At 72.3% G+C, this 22,165-nt stretch carries 18 protein-coding genes and 2 pseudogenes; 13 read left to right on the top strand and 7 right to left on the bottom strand.

The features are described 5' to 3' along the window. Positions 1-103 precede the first annotated feature (103 nt). Positions 104-712, top strand: coding sequence for a TetR/AcrR family transcriptional regulator C-terminal domain-containing protein (locus Q5762_RS06915; RefSeq protein WP_315891070.1), 609 nt, complete (start codon positions 104-106; stop codon positions 710-712). A 14-nt stretch (positions 713-726) separates the two neighbouring features. On the opposite strand, the gene Q5762_RS06920 is transcribed toward Q5762_RS06915, so the two are convergent. After that, entirely contained in the window at positions 727-3,714 is a 2,988-nt protein-coding gene (locus Q5762_RS06920; protein WP_315891071.1) for a bifunctional [glutamine synthetase] adenylyltransferase/[glutamine synthetase]-adenylyl-L-tyrosine phosphorylase, read from the bottom strand. Between the two features lie 252 nt (positions 3,715-3,966). Here Q5762_RS06920 and Q5762_RS06925 point away from each other — a divergent pair, with 252 nt between their 5' ends. The 3 genes and pseudogenes from Q5762_RS06925 to Q5762_RS06935 all read left to right on the top strand — a co-directional run bounded on the left by Q5762_RS06925 (position 3,967) and on the right by Q5762_RS06935 (position 7,242). After that, positions 3,967-6,204: a PIG-L family deacetylase gene (locus Q5762_RS06925; RefSeq protein WP_315891072.1), complete on the top strand. Its 2,238-nt coding sequence runs from the start codon at positions 3,967-3,969 to the stop codon at positions 6,202-6,204. Between the two features lie 62 nt (positions 6,205-6,266). Next, a pseudogene (locus Q5762_RS06930) lies at positions 6,267-6,799 on the top strand (pyridoxamine 5'-phosphate oxidase family protein). Positions 6,800-6,810: 11 nt separating this feature from the next. Continuing rightward, on the top strand, positions 6,811-7,242 hold the full coding sequence (locus Q5762_RS06935; protein ID WP_315891073.1) for a VOC family protein: 432 nt from the start codon (positions 6,811-6,813) through the stop codon (positions 7,240-7,242). A 35-nt stretch (positions 7,243-7,277) separates the two neighbouring features. Here Q5762_RS06935 and Q5762_RS06940 read toward each other — a convergent pair whose 3' ends face one another. Together Q5762_RS06940 and glnA are read right to left on the bottom strand one after the other, a co-directional pair. Beyond that, positions 7,278-7,766 (bottom strand): GNAT family N-acetyltransferase, encoded by a 489-nt coding sequence (locus Q5762_RS06940; protein ID WP_315891074.1) that lies wholly within the window; start codon positions 7,764-7,766, stop codon positions 7,278-7,280. Between the two features lie 100 nt (positions 7,767-7,866). Continuing rightward, on the bottom strand, positions 7,867-9,228 hold the full coding sequence (gene glnA, locus Q5762_RS06945; protein WP_315891075.1) for a type I glutamate--ammonia ligase: 1,362 nt from the start codon (positions 9,226-9,228) through the stop codon (positions 7,867-7,869). A gap of 247 nt (positions 9,229-9,475) precedes the next feature. On the opposite strand from glnA, the gene Q5762_RS06950 reads away from it, so the two are divergent. From Q5762_RS06950 to Q5762_RS06965, 4 genes are all read left to right on the top strand, one after another. Beyond that, complete coding sequence (locus Q5762_RS06950) at positions 9,476-9,877, top strand: hypothetical protein (protein WP_315891076.1); 402 nt, start codon at positions 9,476-9,478, stop codon at positions 9,875-9,877. Between the two features lie 80 nt (positions 9,878-9,957). Continuing rightward, positions 9,958-10,611 carry a DUF3105 domain-containing protein gene (locus Q5762_RS06955; RefSeq protein WP_315891077.1) on the top strand — a complete coding sequence of 218 codons (654 nt, stop codon included), beginning with the start codon at positions 9,958-9,960 and terminating at the stop codon, positions 10,609-10,611. Positions 10,612-10,613: 2 nt separating this feature from the next. After that, complete coding sequence (locus tag Q5762_RS06960) at positions 10,614-11,255, top strand: DUF305 domain-containing protein (protein ID WP_399494616.1); 642 nt, start codon at positions 10,614-10,616, stop codon at positions 11,253-11,255. A gap of 134 nt (positions 11,256-11,389) precedes the next feature. Further along, a complete protein-coding gene (locus tag Q5762_RS06965) occupies positions 11,390-11,815 on the top strand; it encodes a CBS domain-containing protein (protein ID WP_315891079.1) in 426 nt (141 codons plus the stop codon). On the opposite strand, the gene Q5762_RS06970 is transcribed toward Q5762_RS06965, so the two are convergent. Beyond that, entirely contained in the window at positions 11,794-12,687 is an 894-nt protein-coding gene (locus tag Q5762_RS06970; RefSeq protein WP_315891080.1) for an alpha/beta hydrolase, read from the bottom strand. The two genes, Q5762_RS06965 and Q5762_RS06970, sit on opposite strands and share 22 nt — an antisense overlap. Continuing rightward, positions 12,684-13,436: a DUF998 domain-containing protein gene (locus Q5762_RS06975; RefSeq protein WP_315891081.1), complete on the bottom strand. Its 753-nt coding sequence runs from the start codon at positions 13,434-13,436 to the stop codon at positions 12,684-12,686. Before Q5762_RS06975 ends, Q5762_RS06970 begins: the two co-directional genes overlap by 4 nt. Before the next feature lie 160 nt (positions 13,437-13,596). Between Q5762_RS06975 and Q5762_RS06980 the strand changes: the two genes are divergently transcribed. Together Q5762_RS06980 and Q5762_RS06985 are read left to right on the top strand one after the other, a co-directional pair. Continuing rightward, positions 13,597-14,559: a DUF4190 domain-containing protein gene (locus tag Q5762_RS06980; RefSeq protein WP_315891082.1), complete on the top strand. Its 963-nt coding sequence runs from the start codon at positions 13,597-13,599 to the stop codon at positions 14,557-14,559. A 71-nt stretch (positions 14,560-14,630) separates the two neighbouring features. Beyond that, the gene (locus tag Q5762_RS06985) at positions 14,631-16,415 is read left to right on the top strand and encodes an NAD+ synthase (RefSeq protein ID WP_315891083.1); all 1,785 of its coding nucleotides are present in this window, start codon (positions 14,631-14,633) and stop codon (positions 16,413-16,415) included. A 17-nt stretch (positions 16,416-16,432) separates the two neighbouring features. Here the strand turns inward: Q5762_RS06985 and Q5762_RS06990 are convergent, their stop codons facing one another. After that, a complete protein-coding gene (locus Q5762_RS06990; RefSeq protein WP_315891084.1) occupies positions 16,433-17,455 on the bottom strand; it encodes an endonuclease/exonuclease/phosphatase family protein in 1,023 nt (340 codons plus the stop codon). Between the two features lie 332 nt (positions 17,456-17,787). On the opposite strand from Q5762_RS06990, the gene panB reads away from it, so the two are divergent. The 3 genes from panB (at position 17,788) to Q5762_RS07005 (ending at position 20,624) form a co-directional block, all read left to right on the top strand. Then, on the top strand, positions 17,788-18,651 hold the full coding sequence (gene panB, locus Q5762_RS06995) for a 3-methyl-2-oxobutanoate hydroxymethyltransferase (RefSeq protein ID WP_315891085.1): 864 nt from the start codon (positions 17,788-17,790) through the stop codon (positions 18,649-18,651). 132 nt (positions 18,652-18,783) lie between these two features. Continuing rightward, positions 18,784-19,776, top strand: a complete 993-nt coding sequence (locus Q5762_RS07000; RefSeq protein WP_315891086.1) for an ATP-binding cassette domain-containing protein — start codon at positions 18,784-18,786, stop codon at positions 19,774-19,776. After that, entirely contained in the window at positions 19,773-20,624 is an 852-nt protein-coding gene (locus Q5762_RS07005) for an ABC transporter permease (RefSeq protein ID WP_315891087.1), read from the top strand. The genes Q5762_RS07000 and Q5762_RS07005 overlap by 4 nt, the downstream gene beginning before the upstream one ends. A gap of 27 nt (positions 20,625-20,651) precedes the next feature. On the opposite strand, the pseudogene Q5762_RS07010 reads toward Q5762_RS07005, so the two are convergent. After that, positions 20,652-22,165 (bottom strand): annotated as a pseudogene (locus Q5762_RS07010) (AfsR family transcriptional regulator); the annotation flags it as partial.

Here is a 22,165-nt window from a genome sequence, read left to right on the forward strand (position 1 = left end):
TGGGGAAGCCCTTCCGCGGCAGGAAACCTAAAGGCTTTCGGTTTCGCGCAATGTAGCCTCACGTCCAGAGATTCGGGAAGACCTGACCAGGGGGAAATCATTCATGGGCCGGCCGCGCAAGCCCCTCCTCGACCGCGAGCGGATCACCACGGTGGCGCTCGAACTCGTCGATGAGCGTGGCGAGTTCAGCGTCCCGCAGATCGCGAAGCGGCTCGGGGTGCAGACCGCCTCGGTGTACCACCACGTGGACGGCCGGGACGGGATCGTGGAGCTGCTGCGCGAGCGGGTCTGCGACGCGATCGACGGCTCGACGCTGGACCTGGAGCCCTGGGACGAGGCGCTGGCCGCCTGGGCGCGCTCCTACCGCGCGGCCTTCGCCGCCCACCCCCGGGCCATCCCGATGCTGATGACCTCACCGGTCCGGGCGCCGAAGGTGCTCGCCCAGTACGAGCGGGCGGTGACCGGCCTGCTCGCCGCCGGCTTCGCCAACGCGGACGTGATGACGGTGATCATCGCCCTGGAGAACCTGGTCCTGGGCTCGGCGCTCGACCTGGCCGCCCCGGACACCATGTGGGAGCTGCCGGACGAGATCACCACCCCGCGCCTCGCCCAGGCCCTCGCGGCGGTCGGCCCGGCGCGCGCGGACGCGGCCTTCGACCTGGCTCTGGAGGCGTACCTGATCCACTGCCGCGCACTCCTTGAGCACGGGTGACCTGAGCCCGTGGGCTACGCCCCGTAGAAGAGCTCCTCCACGACCGCCCGGGCCCGGCGCGTGATGCGCCGGTAGTCGTCGACCATCTCCCCGACATGGCCGGGGCCGTACCCCAAGTACCGTCCGACCGCCGCCAGTTCGCGCCCGTCCGAGGGGAAGGTGTCCCCGGGCCGGCCCCGTACCAGCATCACCGCGTTGCGGACGCGGGTCGCGAGCACCCAGGCCTCGTCCAGGATCTGGGCCTCGTCGGTGGGGATGAGCTCCGCCGCGTGGGCGGCGGCCAGGGCCTCGCGGGTCCTGGTCGTGCGCAGGCCAGGCTCGACCCAGCCGTGCTGCATCTGGAGCAGCTGGACCGTCCATTCGACGTCGCTCAGACCGCCCCGGCCGAGCTTGGTGTGGAGCGTCGGGTCGGCGCCGCGCGGCAGCCGCTCGGTCTCCATCCGGGCCTTCAGTCGCCGGATCTCGCGGACCGCCTCCTCGCCGAGGCCCTCGGCCGGGTAGCGCAGCGGGTCGATCAGCTCGATGAACCGCTCCGCCAACTCCCCGTCGCCCGCCATCGGTTCGGCGCGCAGCAGGGCCTGGCTCTCCCAGACCAGGGACCAGCGGCGGTAGTAGGCCTCGTACGACTTCAGCGTACGGACCATCGGGCCGCTCTTGCCCTCCGGGCGCAGATCCGCGTCGATCAGCAACGGCGGGTCGGCGGTGGGGACTTGGAGGAGCCGGCGGATCTCGGAGACGACCTGGTTCGCCGCCCTGGCCGCCTCCTGCTCGTCCACGCCCTCGCGCGGCTCGTGCACGAACAGGACGTCGGCGTCGGAGCCGTAGCCGAGTTCGTGGCCGCCGAACCGGCCCATGCCGATGACCGCGAACCGGGTCGGCAGCGTGTCGCCCCAGCCCTCCCGGACGGCGGCGCGCACGGCGCCCGCGATGGTCGCCGCGTTGAGGCCGGTGAGTGCCCGGCCGACCCGGTCGACCAGCGCGCCCGGGTCGAGCTCGCGGGGGCTGTCCTCCGTACCGTACGAGCCGATGAGGTCGGCCGCCGCGGTACGGAACAGCTCGCGGCGCCGTACGCCACGGGCCGCCGCGACCGCCTGCTCGGCGCCGTCGGCGCGGCCGACCGCCGCGAGGATCTCCTGCTCCAGGTGGTCACGGCCGCGCGGCTTCAGCCCCTCCGGGTCGCCGAGGATCGCCACCGCCTCCGGGGCGCGGAGCAGCAGGTCGGGGGCGAGCCGCCCGGCCGAGAGGACCCGGGCGAGGTTCTCCGCCGCCGCGCCCTCGTCGCGAAGGAGCCGCAGGTACCAGGGGGTCTTGCCGAGCGCGTCGGAGACCCGGCGGAAGCCGAGGAGTCCGGCGTCCGGGTCGGCGGAGTCGGCGAACCAGCCGAGCAGCACCGGAAGCAGCGTCCGCTGGATCGCGGCCTTGCGGGTGACGCCGGAGGAGAGCGCCTCCAGGTGACGCAGCGCGGCGGCGGGATCGGCGTACCCGAGCGCTTCGAGCCGCTGACCGGCGGCCTTCGGGCTGAGCCGGGTCTCGCCGGGGGTGAGCTGGGCGACGGCGTCCAGCAGCGGCCGGTAGAAGATCTTCTCGTGCAGCCGGCGCACCACCGAGGCGTGCCGCTTCCACTGCTTGTTCAGCTCGGCGACCGGGTCGGTGCGCAGCCCGAGGGAGCGGCCGAGGCGGCGGAGGTCGGACTCGCCCTCGGGGACGAGGTGGGTGCGGCGGAGCCGGTAGAGCTGGATGCGGTGCTCCATGGCGCGCAGGAAGCGGTACGCCTCGTCCAGCTGGGCCGCGTCGGCGCGGCCGACGTAGCCGCCGGCGGCGAGCGCCTTCAGGGCGACCAGGGTGGTGCCGCTGTGCAGGGTCGCGTCGCCCCGGCCGTGCACCAGCTGGAGGAGCTGGACGGCGAACTCGACGTCGCGCAGGCCGCCGGGGCCGAGCTTCAGCTCGCGGTCGACCTGGGCGGCCGGGATGTTGTCGACGACCCGGCGGCGCATCTTCTGCACGTCGGGGACGAAGTTCTCGCGCTCGGCGGCCTGCCACACCAGCGGGGAGACGGCCTCGATGTACTCGGAGCCCAGCTCCGGATCGCCGGCCACCGCCCGGGCCTTGAGGAGGGCCTGGAACTCCCAGGTCTTGGCCCAGCGCTGGTAGTAGGCGAGGTGGGAGGAGAGGGTGCGCACCAGCGGGCCGTTGCGGCCCTCGGGGCGGAGGTTGGCGTCGACGGGCCAGATGGTGCCCTCGACGGTGGTCTCGGAGCAGATCCGCATGAGGTGGGAGGCGAGCCGGGTCGCGGCCTGCATCGCCTTGCCCTCGTCGGCGCCCTCGACGGCCTCGGCCACGAAGATCACGTCGACGTCGGAGACGTAGTTCAGCTCGTGGCCGCCGCACTTGCCCATGGCGATGACGGCGAGCCGGCAGTGGGCCGCGTCGGCGGGGGCGGCGGTCCGGGCGATGGCCAGGGCGGCGCGCAGCGTCGCGGTGGCGAGGTCGGCCAGCTCGGCGGCGGTCTGGGCGACCTCGGTGGTGCCGCAGACGTCGCGGGCGGCGATGGCGAGCAGGCAGCGGCGGTAGGCGATCCGCAGGGTGACCGGGTCGGTGGCCTCGGCGAGACCGTGCTCGAACTCGGCGAGCCCCGGGTTCAGGTCGGCAGCCTCGTACGTGACGAGGGCCTGCCAGTCCCTGGGGTGCCGGGCCAGGTGGTCGGCGAGCGCCTCGGACGCGCCGAGGACGCCGAGGAGCCGGTCCCGGAACGGCTTGGCGGAGAGCAGGGTGGCGGTGAGGGTCTGGCGCTCCTCGTCGGGCTGGGCCTCGACGAGCCGGACCAGGCCGCGCAGGGCGAGGTCGGGGTCGGCGGTCGCGCCGAGCGCGTCGAGCAGGACGGGGTCGTCGCGCAGGGCGGCCAGCTCGGGGAGGTCGAGCAGTCGCTCGGCGCCGGACGGATCGGTGAACCCGTGCCGCAGCAGGCGGCTGAAGGTACTGCTCCTGCGCCCCGACACCGTCATTGAGCCGCTCCCTCCACCGCCGCCGGAGCTCCTGCGAGCCCCGTGATCGAGCCTATCCGGCGGGCGGGGCGGGGTCGCCCCGGGGCGCGTGGCCGTCGGGCCCTCGCGAACAGGGCCTTCGGTTCGTAACAGATCACACGTGACGCCTCGCACATTCTTCACTGTTCGCCCCCGATGAACCGTATTCCTTATAGGTCCGTCTTCCTGGCGCAAGCCCTGATCGCCCCACGTTCGAAAGCACCCGAAAACTCGATGCCCGTCCGCCGCCGCCTCCGCCCCGTCTCCGTGCTGACCACGACCGCCGTCGTCGCCGGTTCCTTCGTGGGACTCCTCCAGTTGACGTCCGGCTCCGTCTTCGGAGCGGAGTCGACCGAGAGCCGGGCGGTGCGGCCCGCGGAGCCGGCCGACCGGGCGGACCGGACGACCGACCGGGTGACCGACCGGGCCGAGCAGGAGGCCGACAAGGGGGCCGCGGCGCGGAAGGCGGCGCGGCCGCCCGTGGTGCCGGTGCGGACCCCCGACGTCTCCGTGGCGCAGATCGTGGCCCACCCGGACGACGACCTGTACTTCATGAACCCGGACACCGCCCAGTCGATCCACTCGGGCCGGTCGCTGACCACGGTGTACCTGACGTCCGGCGAGGCGGACGGCTTCAACGGCCCCCGGGCCGCGGCCGACCGGTCCTCCCCCGACAAGGCGGGCTTCGCCGCCGCCCGGCAGAACGGCATACGCGCCGCGTACGCCGAGATGGCCACCGGCAGCCGCACCAGCCCCTGGGACCGCGTCTCCATACCCACCGTCGGCGGCGGGGCCGCCGAGCTGGACACCCTGCGCGCCGCGCCGCAGGTCAGCCTGGTCTGGCTGCAGCTGAGGGAGGCCGGCGCCATCAGCGCCGACCGGCCGCACAGCCTGAACGGCCTGTGGAACGGCCGGGTCCCGGTCCTCGCCTCCCAGCGCGCCGCCGGCACCCCGGTCGCCACGGACTTCACGTACAGCAAGGAGCAGGTGATCGAGGCCCTCACCGGGCTCCTGGAGCGGCTCCGGCCGACGTTCGTCCGGATGCAGGACCCGACGCCGGGCCTGAACCCGAAGACGGGGAAGTTCACCGACCACCAGGACCACCTGTACGGCGCGCGGTTCGCCCAGGCCGCCCTGGGGCGGTACGCCGCCCGGTCCACCCCCTCCGGGCGCCCGTACTTCGGCGTGCAGAACTACCTGGGCTACCCCACGAGCGCGCTCCCGCACACCCTCGACCCCGCGTCGGCCGAGGCCAAGCTGCGCACCCTGCGGACGTACGCCTGGTCGGACGGGATCAACGACTGCGGCGACCCGGCCGGCTGCGGTGACCTCAAGGTGGCCCGGCGGCCCGCCGGATCCGGCTGGACGCAGACCGTCCGGTACGCCCGGGGCACCTCCACCTCGTGGGTGCAGCGCGACCGGGACGGCGGCCTGCACGCCTTCTCGGTGCTGGACGGGCGCCTCGCGGTGTGGACGAAGCCCGGCGCGAAGCCCGGGGCGAAGCCCACGGGCACGGCCGCCGAGTGGCAGGGGCCGGTCCTGCTGCCGGGCGGGGGCCTGGACAGCGGGGTGACGTCGGTACGGCTCCCGGACGGGCGGATCGCCGTCTTCGGTACGCGGACGACACTCGACGGCACGGCGGGGTCGTACCGCCGTGAGGTGGTGACGACCGAGCAGTCCGCTCCGGGCGGGTCGTTCGGGCCGTGGCGCTCGCTCGGCACGCCCGAGCGCGACGACGCCCGGGGCACCTCGGACATCAGCGCCCCGGCGGTGGCGGTGGACGGCACCGGCCGGGCGACGGTGGTGCTGCGCGACAGCGCCCACCGCCTGACGGCCAGCGAACAGCGGCCGGACGGCGGCTGGGGCGCGTGGCGGTGGCTGGGGGCGGACGCGCGGGGCCGGGCCGACTTCGTCTACGGCGATCCGGTGGCGACGACGGACGCGGCGGGCCGGGTCCATGTCTTCGCGGGTACGGCGAAGACCGTCCTCACCTGGTCGCAGCAGCGCCCCGGCGCCCCGCTGGGCGGGCCCCGGGCGACCGGTCTGCCGGCGACGACGCTGGCGCTGAACGCGAGCCCCGCGCCGGACGGCGACGGCGTACGGCTCTGGTTCCGCAAGCCGGCCTCGGGCGACCTCCGTACGGCCGACCTGCCGGGCACGGGCGGCGGCCTCGCGTCGCCGGTCACCGAGCTGGCGGGCGGGATCGCGGGCTACGGCCCGGTGGGCGGCGGCCCCGGCATGCTCGCGGTCCGCTCCCGTACGGGCGTCCTGGCGACGGCCCCGGAGGCGGCGGACCAGGACGCGGCGGACCGGGCGGGCCGGAACGCGGCGTCCGGAACCGGCCGTACGGGCGTCCAGCCGCTCTGGACGCTGGAGAACTTCCTCTTCTCGGGCGCGCCGGGCGGGGTCGTGGACGGGGTGGCGGCGATCGGTCTGGACGGAAAGCTGCACTGGACGCCCGCGGTGCGATGAACCCGGCGGGCGCCAGGGTCATAGGTACAGAGAGACCCACCGACTCCGGAGAGGGACGAACGATGACCCCGGAACCGACCCTGGACCCCCGTTTCGGCGACCCGAAGGCGCGGCCCGCGGGGTGGTCGGCGGCGGCCGACCGGCTGGCCGGGGCCGAGGTCTTCTGGCTGGCCACGGTCCGCCCGGACGGCCGCCCGCATTCCCCCATGGCCTGACGGGCATGGGGGGACCCCCATCCCCGCTGATCGCGGTCTGGTCGGCGGGCGCGCTGCCCTTCTGTACCGGCCCGGACGAGCGCAAGGCGCGCAATCTGGCGGAGAACCGTGAGGTGGTCCTGACCACCGGGACGCCGTCGCTCGGGGAGGGCTTCGACGTGGTGGTGGAGGGCGAGGCCGTCCGGGTGACGGATGAGGCGCGGCTGCGGGAGCTGGCCGGCGCGTACGTCGAGAAGTACGGCCCGGATTGGCGATTCGAGGTGCGCGACGGGGCGTTCGTGGGCGACGGTGGAACCGCCCTGGTGTTCGCCGTCGCGCCGCGCACGGTCTTCGGCTTCGCCAAGGGCGAGCCGTTCGGACAGACCCGCTGGCGTTTCTGAGGAGAACTCCCATGAACTGGACGCTCGAAGTCGTTCTCGTCCCGGTGACCGACCTGGATCGGGCGAAGGAGTTCTACGGCGACAGGTGCGGCTTCACGATCGACCTGGACACCGAGGTCTCGCCGGGCATCCGGCTCATCCAGGCGACGCCGCCGGGCTCGCGCTGCTCGATCGCGATGGAGAGCGGCATGCCGCCGATGCCGGGCGCGAAGGCGATGACGCCGGGGAGCCTGCAGGGCCTCCAGCTCTGCGTGACGGACATCGAGGCGGCGCGCAAGGAACTGGTCGCGCGGGGCGTGGACGTCAGCCCGGTCCGCCACGTGGGGGCGACGGGCTGGGAGGCCGGCAAGGGCGAGACATGGAACTCGTTCCTCACCTTCACGGACCCGGACGGCAACGGCTGGGTGGTCCAGGAGGCCCCGTCGGAGCTGTCGGAACGCTGAGGGGGCCCGGGGGCGGGGGCCGCCCCCGGGCCCCCTCAGAACTCGACCCGGTAGAACCTGACCCGCTCGTCCTCCCCCACGTACCGCATCCCGGCGGCCTCCATGACGCGATGCGAGGCGAGGTTGTCGAGGTCGGCGTCCCCCTTGGCGCCGGCGACGCCATGGGCGCGGGCCAGTTCGAGGAGGGCGCGCAGGGCCTCGGCGGCGTACCCCTGGCCGCGCACGCCGGGAGCGAGCCCGTATCCCACGGTCACGAACCGCGCCTCGTCGGGCGGCCCGTGGAACCCGATCCCCCCGACGGCGACCTGATCGGCCCGGCGCCGTATCTCGTACGGCCCGAACACGCCGGGATCCCCGTGCTCGACGCGCGCGTTCAGAAACCGCTGCGCCACGGCGACATCCACGTCGGAGGGATACCCCTCGGCCCACCCGTCCGGGGACTCGGGCAGCAGGGTGACGATCCGCGCGGCGTCCCCGACGGTAAGGCGACGCAGCACCAGCCGCTCGCTCAACAACTCATCCATCCGGCCTGGCTATCACCCACCCGACCCGCGGCGCAGCCGATTTTTTCCACCCAGGGTGCGATCGGGGCCACCGGCCCCGAACGCCGATCCCTGGCCGTGCCTACAGCACCGGAAGGTTTTTGCGGAGTTCGAAGGCGGTGACCTCGGAGCGGTACTCCTCCCACTCCTGCTTCTTGTTGCGGAGGAAGAAGTCGAAGACGTGCTCGCCCAGGGTCTCGGCGACCAGTTCGCTCTTCTCCATCAGGGCGATCGCCTCGCCCAGGTTCTGCGGGAGGGGTTCGATGCCCATCGCCCGGCGTTCGGCGTCCGAGAGGGCCCAGACGTCGTCGTCGGCGCCGGCCGGGAGTTCGTAGCCCTCCTCGATGCCCTTGAGGCCCGCCGCGAGGAGGACCGCGTAGGTCAGGTAGGGGTTCGCGCCCGAGTCGATCGAGCGGACCTCGACGCGGGACGAGCCCGTCTTGCCCGGCTTGTACATGGGGACGCGGATCAGGGCCGAGCGGTTGTTGTGGCCCCAGCAGATGTACGAGGGGGCCTCGCCGCCCGCGCCCGCGCTGCGGGCCGAGCCGCCCCAGATGCGCTTGTACGAGTTGACCCACTGGTTCGTGACCGCCGAAATCTCGGCCGCGTGCTTCAGGAGGCCCGCGATGAACGAGCGGCCCACCTTGGACAGCTGGTACTCCGAGCCCGACTCGTAGAACGCGTTCCGGTCGCCCTCGAAGAGGGAGAGGTGGGTGTGCATGCCCGAGCCCGGGTACTCCGAGAACGGCTTCGGCATGAAGGTGGCCTGGACGCCCTGCTCCAGCGCGACCTGCTTCATGACCAGGCGGAACGTCATGATGTTGTCCGCCGTCGAGAGCGCGTCCGCGTAGCGGAGGTCGATCTCCTGCTGGCCGGGGGCGCCCTCGTGGTGGCTGAACTCGACCGAGATGCCCATCGACTCCAGCATGGTGATCGCCTGGCGGCGGAAGTCCATGCCCACGTTCTGCGGGGTGTGGTCGAAGTAGCCCGAGTTGTCGGCCGGGGTCGGCTTCGTGCCGTCCAGCGGCTTGTTCTTCAGCAGGAAGAACTCGATCTCGGGGTGGGTGTAGAAGGTGAAGCCCAGGTCCGACGTCTTGGCCAGGATGCGCTTGAGGACGAAGCGGGGATCCGCGTACGAGGGCGAGCCGTCCGGCATGAGGATGTCGCAGAACATCCGGGCCGTGCCCGGGGCCTCCGCGCGCCACGGCAGGATCTGGAACGTGCTCGGGTCCGGCTTGGCGATCATGTCCGACTCGTATACACGGGCGAAGCCCTCGATGGCGGAGCCGTCGAAGCCGATGCCTTCGTCGAACGCCTGCTCAAGCTCGGCGGGCGCCACCGCGACCGACTTCAGGAAGCCGAGTACGTCGGTGAACCACAGGCGCACGAACCGGATGTCACGCTCTTCCAGCGTCCGGAGCACGAATTCCTGCTGCTTGTCCATTTCCACACCCATCTTTGCTGGTCAGGCCGCCTGTTCCCACCGCCTCGGGCACATCGGGGGGCACCTGAGCATCCCACCACATGGTTTCGCGCACGTTGCACACCCATAGTGCCCGCTCGGGTGTGACTCAGGTAACGGGGGACCGGCCGGTTCCGGGCGTCCGCTCTCCCCACAGATCCCCTCACAGTTCCCCCGGAGTTCCCCCTGATCCCCACGACCGCCCCGTTGGCCACTACGATCTCGGCCCATGGGGGGCCCTCAGGTCGTACGCCTGTCCCGGCGCGCGCGTCCCATGGCACTGGCGAGTGCCGTGGCGACGCTCCTCGCCGCGCTCTTCGTCTGTCTGGGTGTCGGTGACCCGACCCCGACCCCGGCCCCGGCCCCGGTCGACGCTCATCAAGGTTCTCCCCGCGCGCAGCACGCCGTCGCCCCCGCCCACGAGTACGTGTGCCCCTACGGCCGCGGCCGCTGCTCCCTCTTCCCCTCGCTCGGCCCGGCGGTGCTCGCCGCGCCGCCGCTCGGCCCCCCGCACCACGCGGAGGGCCGGCTCCCGGGCCCCGTACCGGCGTACGACACCGGCCGGGTGTCCCGTTCCGGCGCGCAGCCGCGCGCACCGGACCTGCACGTCCTTCAAGTCCTGCGGACGTAGCCGCCGGCAGCATCCAGCCCCGCCCCCGGCTCACGCCCGACGCCTGACGCCACCCCACATCCGAGAAGGACGACACCACCATGGCCGCCAAACGCTCCGCCAACGCCGACCGCCGCGCCCGTATACAGGAGATGCGCCGCGCCGAGCAGGCCCGCGAGCGCCGCAACCGCTTCATCACCATCGGCGTCTCCGCCGTGGTCGTCCTGAGCCTCGTCGGCTTCGGCGGCTACGTGCTCAACCAGCAGTCCGAGAAGAAGGAGAAGCAGGAGGCCGCCGCCAAGGCCCCCATCAAGGACGAGAAGTCCTGGGACGCCAAGAAGCTCGGCCGCAACCACGTGACCACGCCGGTCGCCTACGAGATGAAGCCCGCGGCCGGCGGTGACCACGACCAGGTCTGGCAGAACTGCGACGGCAACGTCTACACGACGAAGATCGCCGAGATGAACGCCGTGCACTCGCTGGAGCACGGCGCGGTCTGGGTCACGTACAACAAGAAGGCCGCCGAGGCCGATGTGAAGAAGCTGGCCGAGAAGGTCGGGAAGACCCCGTACTCGATGATGAGCCCGATCGACGACCAGTCCGGCGCGATCACGCTGAGCGCCTGGGGTAAGCAGGTTTCGGTGGACAGCGCGAGCGACTCGCGGGTCGACGCCTTCCTCACCAGGTACGCGCAGGGCCCGCAGACCCCCGAGCCGGGCGCGACCTGCGCCGGTGGCATCGGGGGCACCCAGTGAAGCTGACGCGTACGCACGGGGCCTCGATCGCCGCCGTCGTGCTCGCACTGCTCTTCGCCGGGGGCGCCCTCACGGTCGCCTCCGCCGAGCGGGAGGAGGCGCCGGCGACCCCCACGTCGGCCTCGGCGGACGCCGGCTTCGCGCGTGACATGTCGGTCCATCACCAGCAGGCCGTCGAGATGTCGTTCATCGTCCGGGACCGCACCGACGACGTGGAGGTGCGCCGGCTCGCGTACGACATCGCCAACACCCAGGCCAACCAGCGCGGCATGATGCTGGGCTGGCTGGACATGTGGGGGCTGCCGAAGGTCGAGTCGGGCACCAAGCCGATGGCCTGGATGGGCATGGGCATGGGCGGGAACGGCGGCACCGGTCCGCTCGAGGCCGCGCTGATGCCGGGCATGGCGACGAAGGCGGAGATGGACCGGCTCCGCAAGGCCAGTGGCAAGGAGGCGGAGATCCTCTACCTCCAGCTGATGACCGACCACCACAAGGGCGGTGTGCACATGGCCCAGGGCTGTGTGGAGAAGTGCTCGGTGGACATCGAGCGGAACCTCGCGCAGGGCATGATCGAGGGGCAGCAATCCGAGATGGGGCTGATGGCCGACCTGCTGAAGGCCCGGGGCGCGAAGCCGCGCTCCTGACCCGGACGGCCCGTACGACGGCCCGTACGACGGCCCCCGTGACCCCAGCGGTCGCGGGGGCCGCCTCGTACGCGGACAATGGTTGACGCTCGGGGACGTACGTACGACGACGTTGCTACGGAGGTACGCACCCCATGACCACGGCGAAGGACATCATGCACTCCGGGGCCCGCTGGATCCCGGAACACGAGACGCTCGACCGCGCGGCCCAGATGATGCGCGACCTCAACGTCGGAGCCCTGCCGATCGCGGACGCGAACGAACGGCTCTGCGGCATCATCACGGACCGCGACATCGTGGTCGGCTGTGTGGCCATGGGCCACGACCCGTCGAAGATCACCTGCGGCGAGATGGCACAGGGCACCCCGCGGTGGATCGACGCGGGCGCGGACGTCGACGCGGTGCTCGACGAGATGGAGAGCCATCAGATCCGCCGGCTCCCCGTCATCGAGAACAAGAGACTGGTCGGCATGATCAGCGAGGCCGACCTCGCCCAGCACATCTCGGACGAGCAGCTCAAGGCGTTCTGCGAGAGCGTCTACGCGGCGTCGCCCGCCTGACCCGGTACCGCCTGACCAGGTACTGCCTGACGCAGCACCGCCTGACCAAGTACCGCCCGTGCCACCGCGTCCGGGCGGTCCAGCATCATCAGGTGGCCCGACGGTTCGACGCCCTCGTAGCGGGCGTCGAGCCGGCGGGCCAGTGCGCGTTGGCGGCGCGCCCAGCGGGCGGAGCCGTCCGGGGCCGCGAGGACGGTGACGGGGACGCCGGGCGGCAGCGGGTGGCGCTCGCGCAGGGCGAGGAGTTCGGCGGCGACGGCGCGGTAGTGGGTGTTCTCCAGGAGCGTGCCGTGCAGCACGCGCGAGGTGGTGTAGCAGCGGCGTACGAGGTCGGCGGGGGCCGGGTCGCCGCCGCCGGCGCGGGAGAGCCGTACGGTGGCGCGGCGGACCGCCGGTCCGAGGGCGGCCGGGGCTCCGGCGGCGGACAGCAGGGTGCCGAGGCCGCGGGCGGCGGCGGTGCGCAGCGCGGGGGCGGCGGGGGTACGGGCGTGCTCCTCGACGGACGCGTCGACGAGGACGAGCCCGGCGGTACGGGCCGGGTGCAGCCGGGCGAAGGCCTCCGCGTGGAACCCGGCGATGGAGTGCGCGACGACGGTGACAGGGCCGGGCGGGACAAGCCGGGCCAACGCGTCCAGGAGGCCGGCGATCCGGTGGGCCTCGCCCGTCGCGGACGGCGCGACGGCGGCCGGGGCGGACAGGCCGTGGCCGGGGCGGTCGAAGCGGACGACGGTGCGGTGGGGGGCGAGCAGCGGGACGACCGGGTCCCAGTCGAACCAGCTCATCCCGAGGCCGGCGCTGAGCACGCAGACGGGCCCGGTGCCTTCGACGACGACGTGGTGGGCGACGCCCCCGACCCGTACGAACACGGTCACGCTCTCTCCCTGGCCACGGACACGGCGAGTACCGCGAGCCAGACTGCCACGAGCAGGACCTGCAGCCGCTGCCCGGCCCCCAGGGACCAGGTGTCCCCGCCCGCCTCGAACGCGGCGACGGCGGCCAGGGTCCAGAGGGTGGCGACCAGTTGCAGGACGAGGAGGGCGGGGCCGGTACGGGCCAGGGGCCGCCACAGGCCGTAGCGGCGGGCGGCGACGGTCAGGGCGAGCATGGCGCAGAGCGCCCCCGTCATGGCGAGGCCGGAGCTGACGGCATGGGCCGTGTGGGTGGCCGGGACGAGCCCGGCGGTCTCACGGGCGGCGCACTCCGGGTCGGCGGTGGGCGTGCAGCTGAGCGGCAGCCGCGAGTCGAGGGCGGTGGCGGCGCCGAAGAGCGCGAGGGCGACCCAGCCGACGAGGACGAGGCGCCCGGGGTTGCGGCCTTTTGGGCCACCTGGGCTTCGGCCGGGGGCTTCTGAGGAGCTGTCGGTCCCGGCCCGGCGGCGGCCCCGGCCGGTCAGGAGCGCCGTCGCGGCCGCCGCGAGGACGAGGAGGCCGGCGGTGAGGTCGGTCGCGCGGAAGAGGCCGCCGAGGGGCTGGTCGGTGGCGGCGAGTTCGGAGACGTACGTCCGGACCGGGTCGAGGCCGGTCCGCACGACGACTTCGAGGACCCAGGCGGTGTACGCGAGCGCGCCGAGGGCGAGCAGGACGGCGGTGGCTCGCGCGGGGCCGGGCCAGGAAAGGGACATAGTGGCATCTGATGCTATGCGGGCGGCGCGAGGTCCCCTTGGTCGGGGTGGCGGACCCGGCCGGGTTCGGCGACACCGGTCGATCACAGAACCACCGGCTCCTCCATAATCAGCTGGCCCGACGTCAGGCTCACAGCTCAGCCATCCCGGAGGACCCCGCATGACCACGCCCGCCGACACCCCGGACAAGAACCCCTGGGGTCCTCCGCCCTCGACGCCGCCCGGCACGCCCCCGACCGGGATGCCCTCGATGGGGATGTCCCCGACCGGGATGTCCCCGATGGGCATACCTGGGATGCCGGGCATACCTGGCATGCCGGGGATGCCGCCCCCGTTCCAGCCGCCCCGCAACGGGCTCGGCGTCGCCGCGCTCGTCCTGGGCATCGTGGGTCTGCTCTTCGGGCTCTTCCCCCTCACCTTCTGGCTCGGCGCGATCCTGGGCGTACTGGCCCTGATCTTCGGCGCCATCGGCCACTCCCGGGGCCGTAAGGGCGAGGCCACGAACAAGGGCGTGGCCCTCTCCGGCCTGATCCTCGGCGCGCTCACGATCGTCGCCTCGATCGCCTGGCTGATCATCCTGGCCGTGGCCGTGGACGAGTTCAGGAAGGACATCGACGAGGGGATCCGCGAGCGGGAGCGGGTCTCCACGGCCCCCACCGCCCCCGGCGCGCCCGGCGCCACGAGCGACACCGAGCCCGAGGCCGAGCCCACCGAGGCCGCCCCGGCGGCGCTGAAGTTCGGCGAGACCTTCACGTACCCGGACGGCGTCAAGGTGACGGTCTCCAAGCCGCGCGCCTACAAGCCCGACCAGTTCGCCGCGGGGTACGAGAAGGGCGACAGCGCGTTCCAGGTCACGATCACGATCGTCAACGGCAGCAAGGCGACCCTCGACGTCTCCACCGCCCTGCCGGACGCGAGCGACGCGGACGGCTCGCCCGCCTCCGCGATCTTCGACGGCAGCGACGCGACCGAGATGTTCCGGGGCAAGGTGCTCCCCGGCAAGCAGGCCAAGAGCGACTTCGCGTTCTCCCTCTCCGCCGACGCGGACGGGGAGATGCAGATCGAGGTGGGCCCGAAGGTCGTCGAGTACGAGAACGCGATCTGGATCGGCCCGACGAAGTAGCCCCCGATGTCCGGCGTCCCGATGTCCTGTTCGCCAGGACATAGCGTCGGTCTGACGATTACACTGGGCGGGTGCCTCAACTACGCCTCGCTCTGAATCAGATCGACTCGACCGTCGGCGATCTCGCCGCCAACGCCGAGGCGATCGTCCACTGGACCCGGCACTCCGCCGAGCAGGGCGCGCATCTGGTCGCGTTCCCGGAGATGGTGCTGACCGGCTACCCCGTCGAGGACCTCGCGCTGCGCGCGTCCTTCGTCGAGGCGTCCCGGACCGCCCTGCGGGCGCTCGCCCGGACCCTCGACGCCGAGGGCTTCGGGGAGTTGCCGGTGGTCGTCGGCTATCTGGACCGTTCGGAACGCGCCGAGCCCCGGCTCGGCCGGCCCGCCGGCTCCCCGGAGAACGCCGCCGCGGTCCTGCACCGGGGCGAGGTGGTGCTGCGGTTCGCCAAGCACCACCTGCCCAACTACGGGGTGTTCGACGAGTTCCGCTACTTCGTCCAGGGCGACACCATGCCGGTCGTCCGGGTCCACGGCGTCGACGTGGCCCTCGCGATCTGCGAGGACCTGTGGCAGGAGGGCGGCAGGGTGCCGGCCGCCCGCAGCGCAGGCGCCGGACTGCTGCTCTCCATCAACGCCTCGCCGTACGAGCAGAACAAGGACGACACCCGGCTCGAACTGGTCCGCAAGCGCGCCCAGGAGGCCGGCTGCACGACCGCGTACCTCGCGATGATCGGCGGCCAGGACGAGCTGGTCTTCGACGGCGACTCGATCGTGGTCGACGCGAACGGCGAGGTCGTGGCGCGCGCCCCGCAGTTCTCCGAGGGCACGGTGATCGTGGACCTCGACCTGCCGGCCGCCGCCCCCGACGCGCCGAGCGCCCGCGACGCGGTCGCTGATGGACAACGTGTGGACGACGGGCTGCGGATCGACCGGGTGATCCTCTCCGAGGACCCGCTGCCCGCCTACGAGCGGGAGTTGACGGGCGGATACGCGGACCGGCTCGACGACGACGAGGAGGTGTACTCGGCGCTGGTCGTGGGCCTGCGCGCGTACATCGCGAAGAACGGCTTCCGTTCGGTGCTCATCGGGCTCTCGGGCGGCATCGACTCGGCGCTCGTCGCCTCGATCGCCTGCGACGCGGTCGGCGCGCGGAACGTGTACGGCGTCTCGATGCCGTCGAAGTACTCCTCGGACCACTCGCGCGGCGACGCGGCGGACCTTGCCCGGCGCACCGGGCTCAACTTCCGTACGGTGTCGATCGAGCCGATGTTCGACGCGTACATGGGGGCGCTCGGTCTCACCGGTCTCGCGGAGGAGAACCTGCAGTCCCGGCTGCGCGGCACGATGCTGATGGCGATCTCCAACGAGGAGGGTCACCTCGTGCTCGCGCCGGGCAACAAGTCCGAGCTGGCGGTGGGGTACTCGACGCTGTACGGCGACTCGGTGGGCGCGTACGGGCCGATCAAGGATGTCTACAAGTCGACCGTGTTCCGGCTCGCGCGCTGGCGCAACCGGGCGGCCGAGGAGCGCGGGATGACCCCGCCGATCCCGGAGAGCTCGATCACCAAGCCGCCGAGCGCCGAGCTGCGCCCGGACCAGGTCGACACCGACTCCCTGCCGGACTACGACGTCCTGGACCGGATCCTCGCGATGTACGTCGACCGCGACCAGGGCCGGGACGCGATCGTCGCGGCCGGTTTCGAGGAGGAGCTGGTGACGCGGACGCTGCGGATGGTGGACACGGCGGAGTACAAGCGGCGCCAGTACCCGCCGGGCACCAAAATCTCGGCGAAGGGCTTCGGCAAGGACCGCCGCCTCCCGATCACGAACCGCTGGCGCGAGTCCCCGAGCCAGTAGGCGATTGCCCGCAGGGGTCAGAGGGTGACGCGGGCCGCGATCGGCAGGTGGTCGCTCTTCGTCGCCGGGAGGGTCCACGAGGAGACCGGTTCCACGCCCTTCACCAGGATCTGGTCGATCCGTGCCATCGGGAACGACGTCGGCCAGCTGAAGCCGAAGCCGTCGCCGGACGCGCCCTGGGTGGAGCGCATCTGCGCGGTGACGGCGTTGAGCGCGCGGTCGTTCATCGTCCCGTTGAGGTCGCCGAGCAGGACGATCCGCTCCTGCGGCTCGCCGGCGATCGCCTCGCCCAGCAGGTTCGCGCTGTTGTCGCGCTGGTTGGCCGTGAAGCCCGCGTTCATCTTGACCCGTACCGACGGCAGGTGGGCGACGTAGACCGCCACCTCGGCCTTCGGCGTGGCGACGGTGGCGCGCATCGCCCGGGTCCAGCCCATCCCGATGTCGACCGGCCCCGCACCGCGCAGCGGGTACTTGCTCCACAGGCCGACCGTGCCCTGCACGGAGTGGTACTTGTACGTGTCGGCCAGGCCCTTCTCGTAGACCGGGACGACCTCGCCCTTCAGCTCCTCCAGGGCCACCACGTCCGCGCCGGACTCGGCGATCTGCCGGGCGGTGCCCTCGGGGTCGGGGTTGTCGGCGTTCACGTTGTGGGTGGCGAAGGTGACGTCGCCGCCCGCCTCCGACTTGTCGGTGATCAGGCCCCCGAAGAGGTTCACCCAGACCACGGCCGGCACGAGCAGGGCGATCAGCGCGGTCGCCGAGCGCCGCAGCACGGCCAGGACCAGCAGGACCGGCACGAGAACGCCCAGCCAGGGCAGGAAGGTCTCGGTGAGGCTGCCCAGGTTGCCGATCCGGTTGGGGATGTCGGCGTGGAAGACCATCAGCAGGGTGAGCAGCACCGCGCAGACGGCCAGGACGATGCCGCGGCGCCAGATGCCCCGGTCACCGCGCAGGCGGTCGAACGCCGATCGGAACCGGGATCCGGAGCGCTCGTCCCCGGCGCCGCCGTTCTCGGTCTCCGCCATGTCCACCCGCGCCATCACTCAGTCCTCACTGCCTTGCCGCTGCCTTGCCGCTGCCTTGCCGTCCTGCTGACGTGCCCCGTGACCCGGAATCGACACTAGGTGATGCCGGGCCCGTCGTACTGCCACGAGGGACGACAAGGCGGCGCGGCGGGTTCCGGTTCCGGCCGCCGGACCGGATGGCTGTGACAGAACGCGCACATTCGTAACTACGCCCCGAATTCTTCCGTCGCGGCGGTGTGAACAGCGCCACTTCGCCCCACTTCCCCGGTCGCTCGGGGAAGTGCCACCATGGATGTGGTCCGGGGACGCCGTCAGGGCGCCTCGAGATGACGAAGGAGCCGTTCACCATGACGCTTCAGTCTGCCCAGAAGCAGTCCCCCGACAGCAGCAAGGCGCTGTACGGAGGCAAGGGCACGCGCCGTATCACGGTCCACGACATCGCCGCCGCGAAGACCCGTGGCGAGAAGTGGCCCATGCTCACCGCCTACGACGCGATGACCGCGTCCGTCTTCGACGAGGCCGGCATCCCGGTCGTGCTCGTCGGCGACTCCATGGGCAACTGCCATCTCGGGTACGAGAGCACCGTGCCCGTCACGATGGACGAGATGACCCTCCTGTCCGCCGCCGTCGTACGGGGCACCAAGCGCGCCCTCGTCGTCGGCGACCTCCCCTTCGGTTCGTACCAGGAAGGGCCCGTCCAGGCCCTGCGCAACGCGACCCGGCTCGTCAAGGACGCGGGCGTCGGCGCGGTCAAGCTGGAGGGCGGCGAAAGGTCTCTGCCGCAGACCGAGCTGCTCGTCCAGGCCGGCATCCCGGTCATGTCCCACCTGGGCCTGACCCCGCAGTCCGTGAACACCATGGGCTACCGGGTGCAGGGCCGCAGCGACGAGGCCGCGCACCGGCTGCTCAGCGACGCCAAGGCGGCCCAGGACGCGGGCGCCTTCGCCGTCGTCCTCGAACTCGTCCCGGCCGAACTGGCCGCCGAGGTCACCCGCTCCCTGCACATCCCGACCATCGGCATCGGCGCGGGACCCGACACCGACGCCCAGGTCCTCGTCTGGACCGACATGGCCGGGCTCACCGGCGGCAAGGTGCCGCGCTTCACCAAGCAGTACGCGAACCTTCGCGCGACCCTCGGCGACGCCGCCAAGGCCTTCGCGGAGGACGTCACCGGCGGGGCGTTCCCCGCCGAGGAGCACACCTTCCACTAGCCACAGTGGCACGGACCACAGCCCGCCGACCCTCCCCCATCGGCGGGCTGTCGGTCGTCCGCTCCCGGGATGTCGACCCCCTGTAGGTCTTCTGTCGGTGCGTTGTCGGTGGTGCCTGGTGTAGTGGGGCCCATGACGCGATCCACGCACAACGCCGTCGAGGTACGAGGCCTCGTGAAGCACTACGGCGAGACGAAGGCCCTCGACGGGGTCGACCTCGACGTCCGGGAGGGCACGGTCCTCGGCGTGCTCGGTCCGAACGGCGCCGGCAAGACCACCCTCGTCCGCTGCCTGTCCACCCTGATCGTCCCGGACTCCGGGACCGCCACCGTCGCCGGCTACGACGTGGTGAAGCAGCCCAGGCAGCTCCGCCGCACCATAGGCCTGACCGGGCAGTACGCCTCGGTCGACGAGAAGCTGTCCGGCTGGGAGAACCTGTACATGATCGGGCGGCTGCTCGATCTCTCCCGCGCGGACGCCCGCCGCCGCGCCGACGAGCTCCTGGAGCGGTTCTCGCTCACCGAGGCCGCCAAGCGGCCCGCGATGCAGTACTCCGGCGGTATGCGCCGCCGGCTGGACCTCGCCGCGTCGATGATCGGCCGCCCGGCCGTCCTCTACCTGGACGAGCCCACCACCGGCCTCGACCCGCGCACCCGCAACGAGGTCTGGGACGAGGTGCAGAGCATGGTCGCCGACGGGGTGACCGTCCTGCTCACCACGCAGTACATGGAGGAGGCCGAGCAGCTCGCGAGCGAGCTGACGGTCATCGACCGGGGCAAGGTCATCGCCAACGGCAAGGTGGACGAGCTCAAGGCCCGGGTCGGCGGCCGCACGCTGAAGGTCCGCCCCGTGGACCCGGCCGACCTGCCGGCCATGTCCGCGGCCCTGCGCGAGTCCGGTCTCGACGGGATCGCCGGTTCGACGGTCGTCCCCGACGAGGGCGCGCTGTACGTGCCGATCCTCAGCGACGAGCAGCTGACCGCCGTCGTGGGCCTGCTGGGCGCGCGCGGCTTCGGCATCGCGCACATCGGCACCCATCTGCCCAGCCTGGACGAGGTGTTCCTCGCCATCACGGGCGAGAAGTCGTCCGCTTCCGACACGATCACCGAGGAGGTCGCCGCATGAGCACCACGACCACGATCACCAAGGCTCTCGACGACGGCCCCGCCCCGGTGAAGCGGGCGCCCGTCGACGAGGGGCGGATCGGCCTGCGGGCCAACCTCCGCCACATCGGCGCCCTGGCGCGGCGCAACGCGCTGCAGATCAAGCAGGACCCGGAGTCGATGTTCGACGTCGTCCTGATGCCGATCATCTTCGTCCTGCTCTTCGTGTACGTCTTCGGCGGCGCGATCTCCGGCAAGGGCAACAACGACGCGTACGTGAACTACGTGGTCCCCGGCCTGATGGCGATGATGGGCATGAACATCGCCATGGCCGTGGGCACGGGCATCAACGACGACTTCAAGAAGGGGGTCATGGACCGGTTCCGTACGATGCCGATCGCCCGGTCCTCCGTCCTCATAGCGAAGATCGTCGTCGAGATCGGCCGGATGATGATCGCCACCGCGATCCTGCTCGGCATGGGCTTCCTGCTGGGCCTGGAGATCAAGGGCTCGATCCTGGACCTCTTCGGCGCGATCGGTCTGTCCATGGTCTTCGGCGCGTCGCTGATGTGGATCTTCATCCTGCTGGGTCTCGCGTTGAAGACGGCCCAGGCCGTCCAGGGGATGGCCATGATCGTTCTGATGCCGCTGCAGTTCGGCTCCTCGATCTTCGCCCCGCCGACCTCGATGCCCGGCTGGCTGGAGACCTTCACCGACTACAACCCGCTGTCGAACCTCGCCGACGCCGCCCGGGCCATGATCAACGGCACCCCCGTGGGCGACTCGGTGTGGATGACGCTCGGCTGGGCCGTGGTGATCACGGCCGTGACCGCGCCGCTCGCGGTGGCCAAGTTCCGCAAGAAGACCTGAGCCGTACGGGGGTTCAGGACACGGGGTTCAGTACTCGGCGCGCCCCTGGATCGCGTCGGCGCGCACGAGCAGGGCGGCGGCCTCCTCCAAGGAGAGGCCGCCGCCCTCGGCGTACGCGGCCTCGAACGCCCCGTCGCCGAGGACGGAGCGGGCCAGCTCCTCGGCGCGCTCCACGTTGTCGCGCTCGGTCGGCAGGAGCAGGTGCCCCTCCGGCAACAGGCCCGTGTGCGCTCCGAGGAGCCGGGCGCCGAGCTCCGCGTCGCGGCCGCCGAGACCGGCGAGGGCCCAGGCGGCGATGATCAGATGGATCGCCGGCATCTGGGGGGCGACCATCATCGACAGGGAGCCGAGGGATCGCTCCAGGGCCTCCCGGGCGAGGTCGAGCGCCGAAGCGTACTGCCCGTCGAGGTTGTCCAGCCAGGCCAGGCCGCCGAGGGTGAACCCGCCGAAGATCGACAGGGTCTCGGAGCTGAAGTCGTCCATGAGCGCCTTCAGTTGCGCGCGGGCCTCGGCGGTGCGGCCGGTCCGGCCGAGCAGCATCGCCAGGAAGAGCCGGGCGGCCAGTACCGGTTCGTGCCCGCGGTTCTCACCGGCCGCCAGGACCTCGCGCAGGATCTGCTCCGCCTCCTCGGCGTGACCGGTCAGGGACAGCATGTCGGCGTACCGGGCGCGCAGCAGCGCCATCTGGGACTGCGCGCCGATCCGCTCGGCGTAGCCGATGGCGGCGGCGTAGTCCTCGGCCGCGCCCTCGAAGCTGAGCTGCCGCTCGCGGGCCTCGCCCCGTGAGGAGAGGGCCTCGGCCGCGCCCCAGGAGTCGTCGAGGCGGATGAAGATCTCCAGGCTCTCGTCGGCGTCGGCCGCCGCGTCGCCGGCCCAGTCGGCGCGGTTGGCCAGCATGTTGGCGCGGAGCTGGAGGGCGTTGGCGAGATCCCAGTCGTGGCCGAGGCGGCGGCAGGACTCCACGGTGGCGTCGAGCAGTTCACGCATCCGGCCCGCCTCGCCCACGAGGATGACGGCGAAGACGACGAAGGAGCCGGGCAGCCGGCAGAGCTGCGGGAGCCCGGGCCGGTAGGCGGTGGTGATCCGCTTCAGCCGCGCGACGCCCTCGGGGGAGGTCCAGTCGCCCATCATGTGGTCCATGTTGAGCAGCCCGATCAGCCGCACCCCGCGCCGGGCCTCCCACAGCTGCTCCTCGCTCAGCGGCGGGGGCGCGGCCGTACAGGGCTCGTGGAGCGGTACGACGGGGGCGGCCGGCGTGGCGAAGGGGTCGGGCCCGAGGCCGGCGACGACCTCGGCCCAGTGCCGGGCGTCGGCCCGGAGGTCGCGCATCTGCCAGTACCAGAGGAGGCAGTGGACGAGCAGGAGCGCCTCGTGTTCGTCCCCGGCGGCGACGGCGCGGCGCAGGGCGGTGCGCAGGTTCTCGTACTCGGTCCGGAACCAGGCCATCGCCCGGACCTGGCCGCCGCCGCGGAGTGCGGGGTCGGCGTGGCGGGCGAGTTCGCGGTAGTGCACGAGGTGGAGCCGCTCGGCCTCCGCCCGGT

This window comes from Streptomyces sp. P9(2023) (assembly GCF_032436795.1).
GTDB lineage: Bacteria > Actinomycetota > Actinomycetes > Streptomycetales > Streptomycetaceae > Streptomyces.

Coding starts and splice junctions, on each gene's coding strand:
- Q5762_RS06915 (WP_315891070.1), top strand. CDS start 104: ATGGGCCGGCCGCGCAAGCCCCTCCTCGACCGCGAGCGGATCACCACG.
- Q5762_RS06920 (WP_315891071.1), bottom strand. CDS start 3,714: ATGACGGTGTCGGGGCGCAGGAGCAGTACCTTCAGCCGCCTGCTGCGG.
- Q5762_RS06925 (WP_315891072.1), top strand. CDS start 3,967: ATGCCCGTCCGCCGCCGCCTCCGCCCCGTCTCCGTGCTGACCACGACC.
- Q5762_RS06935 (WP_315891073.1), top strand. CDS start 6,811: ATGAACTGGACGCTCGAAGTCGTTCTCGTCCCGGTGACCGACCTGGAT.
- Q5762_RS06940 (WP_315891074.1), bottom strand. CDS start 7,766: ATGGATGAGTTGTTGAGCGAGCGGCTGGTGCTGCGTCGCCTTACCGTC.
- glnA (WP_315891075.1), bottom strand. CDS start 9,228: ATGGACAAGCAGCAGGAATTCGTGCTCCGGACGCTGGAAGAGCGTGAC.
- Q5762_RS06950 (WP_315891076.1), top strand. CDS start 9,476: ATGGGGGGCCCTCAGGTCGTACGCCTGTCCCGGCGCGCGCGTCCCATG.
- Q5762_RS06955 (WP_315891077.1), top strand. CDS start 9,958: ATGGCCGCCAAACGCTCCGCCAACGCCGACCGCCGCGCCCGTATACAG.
- Q5762_RS06965 (WP_315891079.1), top strand. CDS start 11,390: ATGACCACGGCGAAGGACATCATGCACTCCGGGGCCCGCTGGATCCCG.
- Q5762_RS06975 (WP_315891081.1), bottom strand. CDS start 13,436: ATGTCCCTTTCCTGGCCCGGCCCCGCGCGAGCCACCGCCGTCCTGCTC.
- Q5762_RS06980 (WP_315891082.1), top strand. CDS start 13,597: ATGACCACGCCCGCCGACACCCCGGACAAGAACCCCTGGGGTCCTCCG.
- Q5762_RS06990 (WP_315891084.1), bottom strand. CDS start 17,455: ATGGCGCGGGTGGACATGGCGGAGACCGAGAACGGCGGCGCCGGGGAC.
- panB (WP_315891085.1), top strand. CDS start 17,788: ATGACGCTTCAGTCTGCCCAGAAGCAGTCCCCCGACAGCAGCAAGGCG.
- Q5762_RS07000 (WP_315891086.1), top strand. CDS start 18,784: ATGACGCGATCCACGCACAACGCCGTCGAGGTACGAGGCCTCGTGAAG.
- Q5762_RS07005 (WP_315891087.1), top strand. CDS start 19,773: ATGAGCACCACGACCACGATCACCAAGGCTCTCGACGACGGCCCCGCC.